At 62.5% G+C, this 12,528-nt stretch carries 16 protein-coding genes, 2 pseudogenes and 2 riboswitches; of the genes and pseudogenes, 10 read left to right on the plus strand and 8 right to left on the minus strand.

The features are described 5' to 3' along the window. From tnpB to folP, 5 genes and pseudogenes are all read right to left on the minus strand, one after another. Positions 1–281 (minus strand): IS66 family insertion sequence element accessory protein TnpB (gene tnpB, locus JKL46_RS32510; protein ID WP_201842425.1); only part of this gene is annotated, 281 nt, incomplete at its 3' end. Further along, positions 278–702: pseudogene (gene tnpA, locus JKL46_RS32515) on the minus strand (IS66-like element accessory protein TnpA). The pseudogene tnpA and the gene tnpB, both read right to left, overlap by 4 nt. Before the next feature lie 179 nt (positions 703–881). Beyond that, positions 882–1,355, minus strand: coding sequence for a 2-amino-4-hydroxy-6-hydroxymethyldihydropteridine diphosphokinase (gene folK, locus JKL46_RS32520; protein ID WP_009489050.1), 474 nt, complete (start codon positions 1,353–1,355; stop codon positions 882–884). Next, complete coding sequence (gene folB, locus JKL46_RS32525) at positions 1,348–1,716, minus strand: dihydroneopterin aldolase (RefSeq protein ID WP_201842427.1); 369 nt, start codon at positions 1,714–1,716, stop codon at positions 1,348–1,350. The genes folK and folB overlap by 8 nt, the downstream gene beginning before the upstream one ends. Further along, positions 1,713–2,528 (minus strand): dihydropteroate synthase, encoded by an 816-nt coding sequence (folP, locus tag JKL46_RS32530; protein ID WP_201842429.1) that lies wholly within the window; start codon positions 2,526–2,528, stop codon positions 1,713–1,715. The genes folB and folP overlap by 4 nt, the downstream gene beginning before the upstream one ends. Positions 2,529–2,893: 365 nt before the next feature. Here folP and JKL46_RS36050 point away from each other — a divergent pair. The 4 genes and pseudogenes from JKL46_RS36050 to queC all read left to right on the plus strand — a co-directional run. Beyond that, positions 2,894–3,046, plus strand: a pseudogene (locus JKL46_RS36050) (7-cyano-7-deazaguanine synthase QueC); the annotation flags it as partial. A gap of 15 nt (positions 3,047–3,061) precedes the next feature. After that, on the plus strand, positions 3,062–3,694 hold the full coding sequence (gene queE, locus JKL46_RS32535; RefSeq protein ID WP_201842431.1) for a 7-carboxy-7-deazaguanine synthase: 633 nt from the start codon (positions 3,062–3,064) through the stop codon (positions 3,692–3,694). Further along, positions 3,694–4,071: a 6-pyruvoyl trahydropterin synthase family protein gene (locus JKL46_RS32540; protein ID WP_009489055.1), complete on the plus strand. Its 378-nt coding sequence runs from the start codon at positions 3,694–3,696 to the stop codon at positions 4,069–4,071. The genes queE and JKL46_RS32540 overlap by 1 nt, the downstream gene beginning before the upstream one ends. Then, on the plus strand, positions 4,058–4,771 hold the full coding sequence (gene queC / locus JKL46_RS32545; protein ID WP_201842447.1) for a 7-cyano-7-deazaguanine synthase QueC: 714 nt from the start codon (positions 4,058–4,060) through the stop codon (positions 4,769–4,771). Before JKL46_RS32540 ends, queC begins: the two co-directional genes overlap by 14 nt. Positions 4,772–4,799: 28 nt before the next feature. On the opposite strand, the gene JKL46_RS37095 is transcribed toward queC, so the two are convergent. The 3 genes from JKL46_RS37095 to JKL46_RS32560 form a co-directional block, all read right to left on the minus strand. Continuing rightward, positions 4,800–4,964, minus strand: coding sequence for a hypothetical protein (locus JKL46_RS37095; protein ID WP_425493342.1), 165 nt, complete (start codon positions 4,962–4,964; stop codon positions 4,800–4,802). Positions 4,965–5,088: 124 nt separating this feature from the next. Then, complete coding sequence (thiD, locus tag JKL46_RS32555; RefSeq protein WP_009489057.1) at positions 5,089–5,889, minus strand: bifunctional hydroxymethylpyrimidine kinase/phosphomethylpyrimidine kinase; 801 nt, start codon at positions 5,887–5,889, stop codon at positions 5,089–5,091. Continuing rightward, a complete protein-coding gene (locus JKL46_RS32560; protein WP_210381533.1) occupies positions 5,886–6,542 on the minus strand; it encodes a hydroxyethylthiazole kinase in 657 nt (218 codons plus the stop codon). The genes thiD and JKL46_RS32560 overlap by 4 nt, the downstream gene beginning before the upstream one ends. Next, a riboswitch (TPP riboswitch) is annotated at positions 6,533–6,634 on the minus strand. It overlaps the preceding gene by 10 nt. 83 nt (positions 6,635–6,717) lie before the next feature. Beyond that, positions 6,718–6,825, plus strand: a riboswitch (TPP riboswitch). Between the two features lie 56 nt (positions 6,826–6,881). Between JKL46_RS32560 and thiC the strand changes: the two genes are divergently transcribed. Genes thiC through JKL46_RS32590 form a run of 6 tightly spaced genes read left to right on the plus strand, consistent with a single transcriptional unit; the run spans position 6,882 to position 12,293 of the window. Continuing rightward, on the plus strand, positions 6,882–8,732 hold the full coding sequence (thiC, locus tag JKL46_RS32565) for a phosphomethylpyrimidine synthase ThiC (protein ID WP_201842435.1): 1,851 nt from the start codon (positions 6,882–6,884) through the stop codon (positions 8,730–8,732). A gap of 4 nt (positions 8,733–8,736) precedes the next feature. Next, positions 8,737–9,696: a glycine oxidase ThiO gene (gene thiO / locus JKL46_RS32570; RefSeq protein WP_201842437.1), complete on the plus strand. Its 960-nt coding sequence runs from the start codon at positions 8,737–8,739 to the stop codon at positions 9,694–9,696. Positions 9,697–9,715: 19 nt separating this feature from the next. Beyond that, entirely contained in the window at positions 9,716–9,913 is a 198-nt protein-coding gene (gene thiS, locus JKL46_RS32575) for a sulfur carrier protein ThiS (RefSeq protein WP_201842439.1), read from the plus strand. Positions 9,914–9,916: 3 nt separating this feature from the next. Then, a complete protein-coding gene (locus tag JKL46_RS32580; protein WP_201842441.1) occupies positions 9,917–10,687 on the plus strand; it encodes a thiazole synthase in 771 nt (256 codons plus the stop codon). Further along, entirely contained in the window at positions 10,684–11,295 is a 612-nt protein-coding gene (locus JKL46_RS32585) for a thiamine phosphate synthase (protein ID WP_201842443.1), read from the plus strand. The genes JKL46_RS32580 and JKL46_RS32585 overlap by 4 nt, the downstream gene beginning before the upstream one ends. Beyond that, positions 11,292–12,293, plus strand: a complete 1,002-nt coding sequence (locus tag JKL46_RS32590) for a HesA/MoeB/ThiF family protein (protein ID WP_201842445.1) — start codon at positions 11,292–11,294, stop codon at positions 12,291–12,293. Before JKL46_RS32585 ends, JKL46_RS32590 begins: the two co-directional genes overlap by 4 nt. The last annotated feature ends 235 nt before the right edge of the window (positions 12,294–12,528 follow it).

Genomic DNA, 12,528 nt, shown 5'->3' on the forward strand with positions numbered 1-12,528 from the left:
TGCGCCGGTGAGATCGCAACAGCGCCGCCCTCCACATTCGGCCAGATGAAGCGGCCTTTCTCCAACCTTCGCGTGAACAGGCAGGCTCCCTGACCGTCATGCCAAATCACTTTGATCAGATCACCTTTGCGTCCCCGGAAGCAAAATAAATGGCCCGCCAAAGGATCATGCTTCAAAATCTCCTGCACCCGAAGAGCCAGAGTGGGGAAGCCACAGCGCATGTCGGTATGCCCGGTCGCCAGCCAGACCTTGAGGCTCGAGCTCATCGGAAAGAGGTTCATCGCAGCGCCTCGAGGCCCTGGATGATCCGCAGCAGCGCCTCGATGTCGACATCCCGGTCGACGATCACATGCCGCCCGTTGGCCGTGACAACCTCCATCCGACCGAGGCCGCAGGGAGGATGCGGCACCGGCGCATTCGGCACGGAAGACTCCAAGGGCGCGTGAGCGTCCGGCACGACCAGGGCGGGCACAACCCATCCCATGACCCGGCGCCAAGCCGTCCTTCTCTGTGAGCCTTGCGCCAGCTGTTCAATTGAAAGCGGGTGATCCCGTGCCGGCGCGCCGTGGCTGAGACCTGCTTCGGCTCGCGATAGCTCTCGGCCACAATTGCCAGCTTTGCTTCATCGCTGAAACGGCGGCGACGACCAGTGTCGACCACGTCCGGGCGGCTGACCGGCCCATGCTCCCTGATAATGTCCATGGCTATAGCACCGTCCATATCGACGTCGATCGAGCCAGTGCTCTTCCAAATGCCCCAGTCCCACAAGGCGGCCCAGCTCGGATGCGTACTCCGCGCCAATCTCCTCGCCTTGATGAATTAGCAACGGTTTGTGAGATTGGCCGGACGTTGGAAATTGGCGGCAGCAGCCGTGCACTCAGCTAGGCCAGCTTCGTGATGTCACTGCAATTCAAGTCAGCGAGGATGTCGGCAATCATTTTCCGACCGAGCTGCAGATCGGGTGCGATCTCGGCCAGCGGCACCAGAACGAAGGCGCGCTCCGCCAGATACGGATGGGGAAGCGTCAGGCTGGGGGTGTTCACCTCAAGATCATCGTAGGTGAGAATATCGACGTCGATCACCCGAGGTCCCCACTTGACCTCGCGAACCCGCCCCAACTCCTGCTCCACCCGAAGGCACAGGGCCAGGAGGTCATGCGGCGCGAGCTCGGTTTCAGCAACGGCGCAGGCATTCACAAACCAGTCCTGAGCAACAGGTCCCCACGGCTCTGTGCGATAGTCTGCAGAGCGGGTGAGAATTCTTGCCCCACCCGCGTCAAGAGCTGACAGCACCTTGGCGATATTGCCGCGCTTGTCGCCGAGATTGCTGCCGAGGCTGAGCGTGACCCTAGCCATCGCGCGACCGCCTGATCTCGACGCTCACACCATCGAGGATGAACGGAACCGGCGCCTCAGGCTTCTCGACCCGGACCGTCACGGCCGCCACCGGCGGGAAGTCGTCGAGCACGCTGGTGGCGATCACCTCGGCAAGGCCCTCAATGGTATGGAAGCGACGCGTCGTGCCGATCTCGTGAACGAGCTTGGCCAAGCTCGCGTAGCAGACGGTCTGTCGGTAATCATCGGCCTGCCCGGCCGGCTTCAGGTCGAGCGAGCAGATCACGCTGACGTAAAACCGCTGTCCCAGACGGGCCTCTTCGGCATGAACGCCATGATGGGCGTACAGCGCCAGACGGGAGACTGTGATCGTGTCGCTCACGGCAGGGTCCTCAGCAAGATATCGGCCACGCGGCAGGCCTCGACGTGAGCCTTGACGTCATGGACGCGAACGATGTCGGCACCCCGGCTCACGGCGGCCAGATGCGCTCCCAAGGTGCCAAAGAGCCGGTCTCGTGGGGGGACTTGCGGATCGTAAAAGCGGCCCAGGACCGATTTGCGGGAGGCTCCCACGAGCACGGGGAAGCCCAGTGTCTTCAGCTCCGGCAGGCGGCGCAGCGCCTCCAGGTTCTGGTCGGCCGTCTTGCCGAAGCCAATGCCGGGATCAAGGATCAAACGTGCATCCGGAATGCCGGCTTGGCGGGCGTGAGTAAGGGAATGCTCAAAGAAATGCAGCATGTCGGCCATGATGTCGAGCGAAGCATCGACCTCTGCGCGATTGTGCATCACGATTGCGAAAGCATCATGTTCCGCCACGACTGCCGGCATGTCGGGATCGCGCTGGAATCCCCAGATGTCGTTGACGATCCTCGCTCCCGCCCTAAGGGCAGCCTGGGCTGTCAACGCCCGATAGGTGTCGATGGAGATCGGCACCTTCAGGATCTGCGCAAGCTCACGAATAATCGGGATGACGCGCCGCTGCTCCTCATCGGCCCCCACGGGCATATGCCCCGGCCGCGTGGACTCCCCGCCGACATCAATGATGTCAGCGCCCGCCTGCTCCATGTCATGGGCATGTGCAACGGCAACGGCAGGGTCCCGGAAAAGGCCGCCGTCGGAGAACGAGTCGGGCGTGACGTTCAGGACACCCATGATCAAGGTGCGTGTGCCGAGTTCTTTCAGGATCGCTGTCATGGCTCACTTCAGATCAGGACGGGTCTCCTTCTGTCGCGGTTTGCGCCAGAAGTCGAGCTTTGGTTGATAGGAGGGCCAAGAGGCACTGCTCGAAGCCAGCCGCAATTTCAGTCCACCCTCGGCTTCGGTGCTTGAGCAGATCAGGCTACTCTATCCCTCCTGCTGACAAGCCATGGCGGCTCTGAGGAAGCGTGTGATGGAATGCATTCTTATTGACACCTGCATGTCTATTATCGTTTATGCCGCGCAGAACCGGTTGGGTGAGCGCTTGGTAGAGCCGCGCGTTCACAGGTCCATCCACTTCACGTTCATCGGCACGTGAGCCGATCCGGTCGCAGCCTACCCGGTCAAAACAAGGAGCTCTGGTGAACACCTTCGTCATCTGTTCCGGCGGATTGGACTCCGTCACGCTCGCGCACAAATCCGCCGCAGAGCGAACCCTCACGCGCCTCAGCTTGTCTCACGCCATCGTCGGTATCTCCACCGTAGGACGCCTCCCGACCAGATCGGCGCCGACTATAGGTGCAGCGTAAATGAGCTACGCCGTCAAAGAGATCTTCCTGACGCTTCAGGGCGAAGGCGCCCAAGCCGGACGAACCGCCGTCTTCTGCCGCTTTGCCGGGTGCAATCTCTGGTCAGGACGAGAGAGCGACAGGGCCGCGGCGGCTTGCCGGTTCTGCGACACGGACTTCGTGGGCACCGACGGGACCTTCGGCGGACGCCATGCCACCGCCGCCGACCTGTGCGACCGCATTGAGGAGCAATGGGGCCCTGGGACTGATCACCGGCTTGTGGTGCTGACAGGCGGAGAACCGCTGCTCCAGGTCGATTCCGCTCTCATCGATGAACTGCACCGCCGCTCCTTCACGATCGCAGTCGAAACAAACGGCACCATTGAGCCCCCACCGGGGCTCGACTGGATTTGCGTCAGCCCGAAAGGAAGCGCCGACCTCAAGATCCGGGCCGGCCATGAGCTGAAGCTGGTCTATCCGCAAGAGGATGCCCCGCCCGAGCGGTTTGCCTCGTTAGCCTTCGAGCGGTTCTCGCTTCAGCCGATGGATGGACCGGATCAGGTCGCGAACACGGCGCTGGCCGTCGAATATTGCCTGGCTCACCCGCAATGGCGGTTGAGCCTCCAAGCCCATAAGTACTTAGGAATCCGCTGATGTGGGAACTCACCAAGTCGTTTAACTTCGAAGCCGCCCATACGCTGACCGGCACCACGCTCGGACCTGCCAGCGAGGAGATCCATGGCCATTCCTTCCGGGCCGAGGTCGCCGTGCGCGGACTGCCCGATCCCGAAACGGGCATGCTGATTGATCTTGGCCTGCTCGAGGGCAAGCTCGCAGAGATGCGCCGGACGCTCGATCACAAGTTCCTCAACCGCATCGAGGGGCTGGAGCGGCCGACTTTGGAGAACATCACCCGGTTCATTTTCGAGCGGGTCCAGCCTATCGGACCGATCGCCAGGGTGACGATCTACCGCGATAGCTGCGGCGAAACCTGCACCTACTATGCGCCGGCTGACCATGAACGCCGCTGAGTCCTCCGCTCTCGTGGTCTTTTCGGGCGGACAGGACTCGACTACCTGTCTGGCCTGGGCGCTGTCGCGCTACGAGCGGGTCGAGACCATCGGATTCTCGTATGGTCAACGCCACGCCGTCGAAATGGACTGTCGGGAGCCAATCCGGCAGGCGCTTGCCAGTCTGTCGCCGCTCTGGGCCAGCCGCCTCGGACCGGACCGGGTGATCCCGCTCGACGTGCTGGGCGAGGTGAGTGTGAGCGCGTTGACGGCGGACCTGCCAGTGGCCAGCAGCCGGGCGGATGGCCTGCCGGCGACCTTCGTGCCCGGGCGCAATCTGGTGTTTCTCACCTTTGCGGCGATCGTCGCCTTCCAGCGCGGCCTCAAGCGCGTGGTGACGGGCGTCTGTGAGACGGACTTCAGCGGCTATCCCGATTGCCGCGACGACACGATCAAGGCGCTCCAGACCGCGCTCAACCTCGGCATGAGCGCGCGGCTGGTGCTCGAGACGCCGCTGATGTGGATCGACAAGGCCGAAACCTGGGCCTTGGCCGAGACCTTGGGCGGGGACGCGCTCGTCGAACTGATCGTGCAGGAGACGCATACCTGCTACAACGGGGATCGCGGCATCCGGCACGACTGGGGCTTTGGTTGTGGCGAGTGCGACGCCTGTCGGTTGCGGTCAGCGGGATGGCAGCGTTACACCCAAGTGCGGAGCTGACGAGTCTGGAGCTGAATCATGAGGAGGATTATGGGGAGGCATGTGATGCCGTGTGCCCCATCTCGACGGTTCCATTGGAGACCGTATCAAGCACCGCAACCGGCGGCACGATCTCGCCTGTAGCAAAAAGGTGGATCTGAAGTCGGCCGCCGCTCATCGCATTGATGTGCTCGGTGATCGGGTGCGCAGAGATTCCGAGGCCGGTGCGGTTCTTTGGTCACGAGGTGAACCATGCGCTAGCGCAGGGGCTGAGCGCGAACGACAGTCAGGGCGGCAAGAGCCGAGGCACCAATGCCAAGCGCCGCACGGCGTGATGCTTAGGACCGCTTGGCATGGAAGTGATGCACGGGTCCGTGCCCGCGCCCGATCTGGAGTTGGTCGGAAGCACCGATGGCGGCACTGATGAAGCTCTTCCCGGCTTCAACTGCATCATTGAGCGACAGGCCTTTGGCAAGCCCGGCTGCAATGGCCGAGGACAGGGTGCAGCCGGTGCCATGCGTGTTGCGCGTGGTGATGCGAGACGCCGCAAAGCGCCATATGCCCTGCTGATCCATGAGAATGTCGGTGCTCTCCAGTCCCATGCCGTGGCCGCCTTTTACCAGGACGGCTCTAGGGCCTAGCGCCAGGATGCGCTTGGCCTGGCGGCACATGGACTGCTCGTCCTGAGCCGACGGCTCGTCGAGGAGCGCCGCAGCCTCCGGAAGATTTGGCGTGACGAGCAGCGCCATGGGGAGCAACACGCGGCGCAGCGCGTCAATGGCCCTCGGCACGAGCAAGCGATCGCCACTTGCCGCCACCATCACGGGATCGAGTACGATCCGCGCCGCCCTGTAACGCACAAGCCCTTCCGCCACAGCGTCGACGACAGCAGGTTGTGACAGCATGCCGACCTTCACCGCGTTGACGGTGAGATCGGAAAAGACGCTGTCGATCTGCTGTGTGACGAACTGAGGAGGAACATCGTGAATGCTCTGAACACCAGTCGTGTTCTGGGCTGTGAGCGCGGTGATCACGCTCGCACCATAGACGCCGAGGGCCGAGAAGGTCTTGAGGTCTGCCTGGATGCCGGCGCCACCGCCTGAATCCGAGCCCGCGATCGTGACGGCGATGGTGGTCATGCCAGAACACCCCGCGATATCAGACCCTGATCCGCCCTATGCCGTAGCCGGCGCTTCAAGTGGCTGCCATGCAGGAAACCAAGTGCTGCGCCGAGGGTGGTTCTGGCGCATCCCGTGGCATTCACTCGGATCATCAGCGGATGACTGTTCTCGACGCGAATGATGGGGACGCGATCCGTCATCCAGCCCACCGCGCCAATCAGGGCCGCGATAGTATCGTGAGCCTTCGCGAAGGCCTGCACCGTTTCAGGTGTCGCGTCCTCTCCCGCGAGAGCCGAAAGCTCGTCTGCGTCGGAGCGCAGGACATGCGACCTGCCGGTAAGGCCGGTGCGAGCAGATTCCAGGCGGAGCGGGGAGGCTTCGACAAAGTCGGAATTGAGGATCCAGGGCTTGGCGTGCGCGCGAGCAGCCGCGATAGCCTTCGGGACCGCCGCACAACGCTTGCTGTCGAGCCTGCCGAGATCGGCGAGCAGCGCGGGGATCAGAGAGCGAATGCCACCTGCGTCCAGCAAAAAGTTAAACGTAAAGGTTCGCGCCTCAGCACTGGTGATCGTATGGACGCGTGTGCGCTGACCGCGAAGGTGGCTGAGCAGATGCCTGGCCACTTCTCGAAGACTAAAAGCATCCGATCCGAACGCTGGTGTACTCGCCATCTCGCAATCCCTCCGCCGGCATCATCCGGATCAGGTTCGATGGGTTGATCGAGAAGACCTCTCAGCCCGAGCGGGCACCCCAAGGAGATGCTGCCGTGATAATTCCTTGGTTCTCCTTTTGCAAGAACCAATCTGTTCAGCTCTTGACAGCCGAGACCACCTCCACGAGGATCGCATCCGTTCCGAGGGGAGCCCTGTGAGGGGCTGAGAGTCGGCTGATCCGCCGTGACCCTTGAACCTGATCCGGGTCATACCGGCGGAGGGACTGGAACTACCGAGCGACACGCGATCCCTCAGCTCGCTTGCCCGGATCTCCCTTTGTCAAAGAGGAGAGATCCAGTGACTGTTCATGTCGATGCGCCTAAGGGTGCTCCCCAATCCGTCACCACCGGTCCAATTCAGGGCTCGCGAAAGGCCTATGCGGCACCTGAGAGCAGACCCGATATCCGGGTGCCTTTCCGCGAGATTGTCCTGACGGATCCCAATGAGGCACCGGTCCGCGTTTACGACCCCTCAGGCCCTTACACCGAGGCGGCTGCAACCATCGATCTTGGCAAGGGGCTGCCACTTGTGCGCGAGCCCTGGATTGCAGCGCGGAACTATGCGGCGGTCGAGGCGCGGCCTGTGAAGCCTGAGGACAACGGAAATGTCTCAGCTGACGCGCTTGTGGCGCCATGCCCAGCCGAGCGCATCGTGCGCCGCGCGGTACGCAGTCAGATGGTGACGCAATATGAGTTCGCCCGCGCCGGGGCCGTTACGGAGGAAATGATCTACGTCGCCCATCGCGAGAACCTGTGCCGCGAGGCGATGCTGGCGGAAGCCGAGGCAACGATCGCCGATGGTGAGAGCTTCGGGGCTGCGATCCCAGCCTTCATCACCCCGGAGTTCGTGCGCCAGGAGGTGGCCCGCGGGCGTGCCATCATTCCGGCCAACATCAACCATCCGGAACTGGAGCCGATGGTGATCGGGCGCAACTTCCTGGTCAAGGTCAACGCCAATATCGGCAACTCGGCGGTCGTCTCGACAACGGCAGACGAAGTGAAAAAGCTCGCCTGGGCCATCCGTTGGGGCGCCGACACGGTGATGGATCTCTCCACCGGCCGCAACATCCACAACATCCGCTCCTGGGTTCTGCGTAATTCGCCGGTGCCGATTGGCACGGTCCCGATCTATCAGGCGCTGGAGAAGGTGGGCGGGGATCCGGTGAAGCTCGACTGGGAAGTGTTCAAGGACACGCTCGTCGAGCAGGCTGAGCAGGGGGTCGACTACTTCACCATTCACGCAGGCGTACGGCTGCCTTATGTCCCGCTCACGGCCGATCGGGTCACGGGCATTGTCTCCCGCGGCGGCTCGATCATGGCCCGCTGGTGCCTGGCGCACCATAAGGAGAGCTTCCTCTACGAGCGCTTCGACGAGATCTGCGACATCATGCGGGCCTATGACGTCTCGTTCTCGCTGGGCGACGGGCTGCGTCCCGGATCGATTGCCGATGCGAATGACGCTGCCCAGTTCGCCGAACTCGAGACTCTGGGCGAGTTGACAATGGTCGCCTGGGACAAGGGCTGCCAGGTCATGATCGAAGGTCCCGGCCATGTGCCGATGCACAAGATCAAGCTGAACATGGACAAGCAACTCCGCGCGTGCGGAGAGGCACCCTTCTACACCCTCGGCCCGCTTACCACGGACATCGCGCCTGGATACGATCATATTACATCCGGAATCGGTGCAGCGATGATCGGGTGGTTCGGCACGGCGATGCTTTGCTATGTGACGCCGAAAGAGCACCTGGGCCTTCCCAACCGGGATGATGTGAAGACCGGGGTCATCACCTACAAGATTGCAGCCCATGCCGCCGACCTTGCGAAGGGACACCCGGCCGCACAGATGCGGGACGACGCCTTGTCTCGGGCCCGCTTCAACTTCCGCTGGGAGGACCAGTTCAACCTCTCCCTCGATCCGGATACGGCGCGCGCGTATCATGATGAGACCCTGCCGAAGGACGCGCACAAAGTGGCTCACTTCTGCTCAATGTGCGGGCCGAAGTTTTGCTCGATGAAGATCACGCAGGACCTGCGGGCCGAGGTGGCGGCGATGAGCCCTGAGGCTCAGGAGCAATTGGCTGGCATGCGCGCCAAGAGCCGCGAGTTCCTGGCCGGCGGCGGTAGTCTCTACGTCCCCGCCGCGGAGTAGCGGCATGCGCATCCGTGTCATCGGCGCCGGTGTCGCTGGCCTGACAGCGGCACTGGAATTGGCCGAGCGCGGCGCCATGGTCGAGGTGATTGACCGTGGCCCGCATCTCGGGGCGGCCGCGTGCTCCTGGTACGCGGGCGGTATGCTCGCGCCCTGGTGTGAACGCGAGAGCGCAGATCCGGTCGTGGCGGAACTGGGCCATCGTGCGATCGACTGGTGGCTGCGGCGCTTCCCCGGGACCACGCGCAAGGGTACGTTGGTGGTCGCACAGCCGCGCGACGTGGGCGACCTCGCTCACTTTGCGCGCAGGACGGAGCGCTTTGACTGGGTCGATGGCGCCCGGATTGCCGAGATCGAGCCTGATCTGAAAGGACGGTTCCACAAAGGCCTGTTCTTCGCGGACGAAGCACACCTTGATCCCCGCAGCGCGCTGACCGCACTCGCCGCGCGTCTTACAGAGCTTGGTGTCTCTCTGCGATTCGGTGCCGAGGCTCCCATCGGGGATAATAGTGTCGACCGCATCATCGACTGTCGCGGCTTTGCCGGGCAGGGAAATCTTCCGGACTTGCGTGGCGTCAAGGGTGAGATGCTGCTTGTCAGAACACGGGAGATCTTCCTCCAACGCCCTGTTCGCCTGCTTCATCCGCGCATCCCCCTCTACATCGTGCCGCGCGCAAACGGGCTCTTCATGATTGGAGCAACGATGATCGAGAGCTCAGATCGAGGTCGCGTGACAGTGCGCTCAGCGGTTGAACTCCTCAATGGAGCGTATTCTGTTCACCCGGCCTTCGGCGAGGCCGAGATTATCGAGTTTGGAGCCGATGTCAGACCCGCCTTTCCTGACAATCTGCCCGCAATCCGGGAATCTGGCCGCACGATCTCCTTCAACGGCCTGTATCGCCACGGATTTTTGCTCGCCCCCGCCTTCGCGACCTGGGTCGCCGATGCAGTCTTCCACCCTTGAGCGACTTTGGAGATGACACATGAGGATTATCCTGAATGGTGAGGAGCGTGAGATTGAGGAACGGATCCTGTCGCGCACTCTGTGTGAGCTCGAGTTCGGCGATGCCGTTGTGGCCACGGCCGTGAATGAACGGTTTGTGCCAGCGGCTCAGCGATCGGCCATCGCGCTGAACGACGGCGATCGCCTCGAGGTTCTCGCGCCCATGCAAGGAGGCTGAGGCATGCTGCTGTATGATGTCGAACTTGCGTCGCCTTTGATGCTGGGAACCGCCCAGTATCCATCCCCGGCCATCCTGGCAGCGGCTGTCCAAGCCTCGGGGGCGGAGGTGGTGACCGTGTCACTCCGGCGCGAGGCGGGTGGCACTCAGGCCGGACAGGCCTTCTGGTCGATCATCCGTGATCTCGGCACACGCGTTCTGCCCAATACAGCTGGATGCCGCACGGTCAAGGAGGCAGTCACGACGGCCCATATGGCCCGGGAGATGTTCGGGACGCCGTGGGTCAAACTCGAGCTGATCGGGGAGGAGGACACGCTCCAGCCGGACGTCTTCGGCCTGGTCGACGCTGCGCGAATTCTGACCGAAGAGGGCTTCCAGGTCTTTCCGTATACGACGGAGGATCTCGTTGTGGCCGAACGCCTGCTCGCGGCGGGATGTCGGGTTCTGATGCCTTGGGGCGCACCGATTGGCTCAGGCAGAGGTCTCAATAACGTCCTCGGATTGAGGATGCTCCGGGCCCACTTCCCCGATGTGGCGCTTGTGGTCGACGCCGGGATTGGCCTGCCCTCACACGCGGCTGCCGCCATGGAGCTTGGGTTCGACGCGGTTCTTCTGAACACCGCGGTTGCCAAGGCCGGTGATCCAGTCGGGATGGCCAAGGCTTTCGCCCTGGCGGTTGAGGCTGGCCGTCTGGCACGGCACGCCATTCCGATGGAGCCGCGGGAGATTGCGAGCCCGTCGACCCCGGTTCTGGGCAGGGCGATGCTGACATGACGCTCGTGCTCGACCCCTTCTATCTCATTGTCGACAGCGCGGCTTGGGTGCGGCGCCTGGTACCGCTCGGCGTGAAACTCATACAACTTCGCATAAAGGGCGCGTCCGATGCCGCGATCGCACGTCAGATTCGAGAGGCGAAGATCTGCTGCGAACATTATGGTGCTCACCTCGTGGTCAACGATTACTGGCGGCTCGCCATTGCGGAGGGCTGCACCTTCGTTCACCTCGGGCAGGATGACCTCGCGGGCGCGGATCTGGCGGCCATTCGAGCGGCCGGGATCCGGCTGGGGGTCAGTACGCATGATCACATCGAACTCGATCAGGCACTCTCCGTTGCGCCGGACTACGTGGCTCTGGGACCGATCTATCCGACCGTCCTGAAGCAGATGCCCTGGAATCCCCAAGGCTTGAGCCGCATCATGGAGTGGAAGCAGCTCATTGGCGAGATCCCGCTCGTTGCCATCGGTGGTCTGACCATCGACCGCATCCCAGGGGTTCTGGCTGCGGGCGCCGACAGTGCGGCGGTGGTGACGGACATTCTCCGGCACCCGGACCCGGAGCACCAAACCCGCCGTTGGATGGCAGTCACGAGGGCAATCGTATGACTGCACGTTACGCACGACAGATCGTCCTCCCGGCGGTGGGTGAGGCTGGCCAAGCCAAGCTTGCTTCATCCTCGGTTCTGGTCGTCGGGGCCGGCGGCCTTGGGTGTCCCGTCCTGCAATATCTCGCAGGGGCCGGAGTCGGGCACCTCACAATCGTCGACCATGACCGCGTTGACGAGAGCAACCTTCACCGTCAGCCGCTCTATCGTACGACCGACATTGGCCAGCTGAAGGCCGAGGCTGCTCGCAAGGCTCTCGAAGTCCTCAATCCGTCCGTGGTTGTTGACGCGCTTGCCCTCTATCTCGATCCGGCCGCGGCAAAGGATCTCGTGAGGTGCGCCGATGTCATCGTGGATGCCGCTGATAGCATTGCGGTCACGTACAATCTGAGCGACATCTGCAAGGCAGCGGGCAAGCCTTTGATCAGTGCGTCCTGTGTGGGCTTGAAAGGCTATGTCGGCGCCTTCTGTGCCGGTGCTCCGAGCTACCGATCCGTGTTTCCGGATATTCCTCAGAACCTAGGGAGTTGCGCCACGCTGGGTGTCCTGGGCTCGGTCGTCGGCGTGCTTGGCGGGTTGCAGGCGCAGATGGTGTTGGCCCTGATTCTTGGCTTGGACCCATCTCCGCTCGGGCAGCTGGTTTCGGTTGATCTGCAGAAACTGGAGTTTGGCGGGTTTTCGTTCCTGGATGCACCAGAGGCGATTGGTTTCGCGCCGCCGTTTATCGCGCCATTGGATGTCAACGCCGACGATACTGTTTTTGAGCTCAGAAGCCTTGATGAGGTGTTGGTCTCTCCGTTTCCTCAGGCCCGCCGCGCGACCGTGGACACGATCGTGGAACGGAGCCGGGATATCTCACATTCGAGCCGAATCGTGCTCTGTTGCCGCAGCGGGTTGCGAGCGTGGCGAGCAGCCGGCCTCCTGAGGGATCAGGGCCATCAGAAGCTGGCGCTCGTTGCTATGGGAGATATCAACGAGTTGTGTTCACAGGGCGTTTGAGCGACTTGTTGACTGAGACCATTCAGATCCGGAATGCGTCGACGCGGTTGGCCTCCAATGCAACAGTTTGATCGATCAACACCAACTCGCACTGCATCTCAACAAACGTTGTCAACCCTCGCTGACTCACGTCCAGAAGACGCCCACACAGTCGGAACGTACGCATCCGAGGAAGGACGCATTGCGCTAGTGAGTGAGAGTGTGGATGGTCTGTCTATATAGACGTCAATATAGA

Origin of the sequence: Microvirga zambiensis WSM3693 (assembly GCF_016735695.1) — a bacterium.
Lineage (GTDB): Bacteria > Pseudomonadota > Alphaproteobacteria > Rhizobiales > Beijerinckiaceae > Microvirga > Microvirga zambiensis.

Coding starts and splice junctions, on each gene's coding strand:
- thiD (WP_009489057.1), bottom strand. CDS start 5,889: ATGACCACCATCGCCGTCACGATCGCGGGCTCGGATTCAGGCGGTGGC.
- JKL46_RS32540 (WP_009489055.1), top strand. CDS start 3,694: ATGTGGGAACTCACCAAGTCGTTTAACTTCGAAGCCGCCCATACGCTG.
- thiS (WP_201842439.1), top strand. CDS start 9,716: ATGAGGATTATCCTGAATGGTGAGGAGCGTGAGATTGAGGAACGGATC.
- folP (WP_201842429.1), bottom strand. CDS start 2,528: ATGACAGCGATCCTGAAAGAACTCGGCACACGCACCTTGATCATGGGT.
- JKL46_RS32560 (WP_210381533.1), bottom strand. CDS start 6,542: ATGGCGAGTACACCAGCGTTCGGATCGGATGCTTTTAGTCTTCGAGAA.
- JKL46_RS32590 (WP_201842445.1), top strand. CDS start 11,292: ATGACTGCACGTTACGCACGACAGATCGTCCTCCCGGCGGTGGGTGAG.
- JKL46_RS32580 (WP_201842441.1), top strand. CDS start 9,917: ATGCTGCTGTATGATGTCGAACTTGCGTCGCCTTTGATGCTGGGAACC.
- folK (WP_009489050.1), bottom strand. CDS start 1,355: ATGGCTAGGGTCACGCTCAGCCTCGGCAGCAATCTCGGCGACAAGCGC.
- queE (WP_201842431.1), top strand. CDS start 3,062: ATGAGCTACGCCGTCAAAGAGATCTTCCTGACGCTTCAGGGCGAAGGC.
- thiO (WP_201842437.1), top strand. CDS start 8,737: ATGCGCATCCGTGTCATCGGCGCCGGTGTCGCTGGCCTGACAGCGGCA.
- queC (WP_201842447.1), top strand. CDS start 4,058: ATGAACGCCGCTGAGTCCTCCGCTCTCGTGGTCTTTTCGGGCGGACAG.
- JKL46_RS32585 (WP_201842443.1), top strand. CDS start 10,684: ATGACGCTCGTGCTCGACCCCTTCTATCTCATTGTCGACAGCGCGGCT.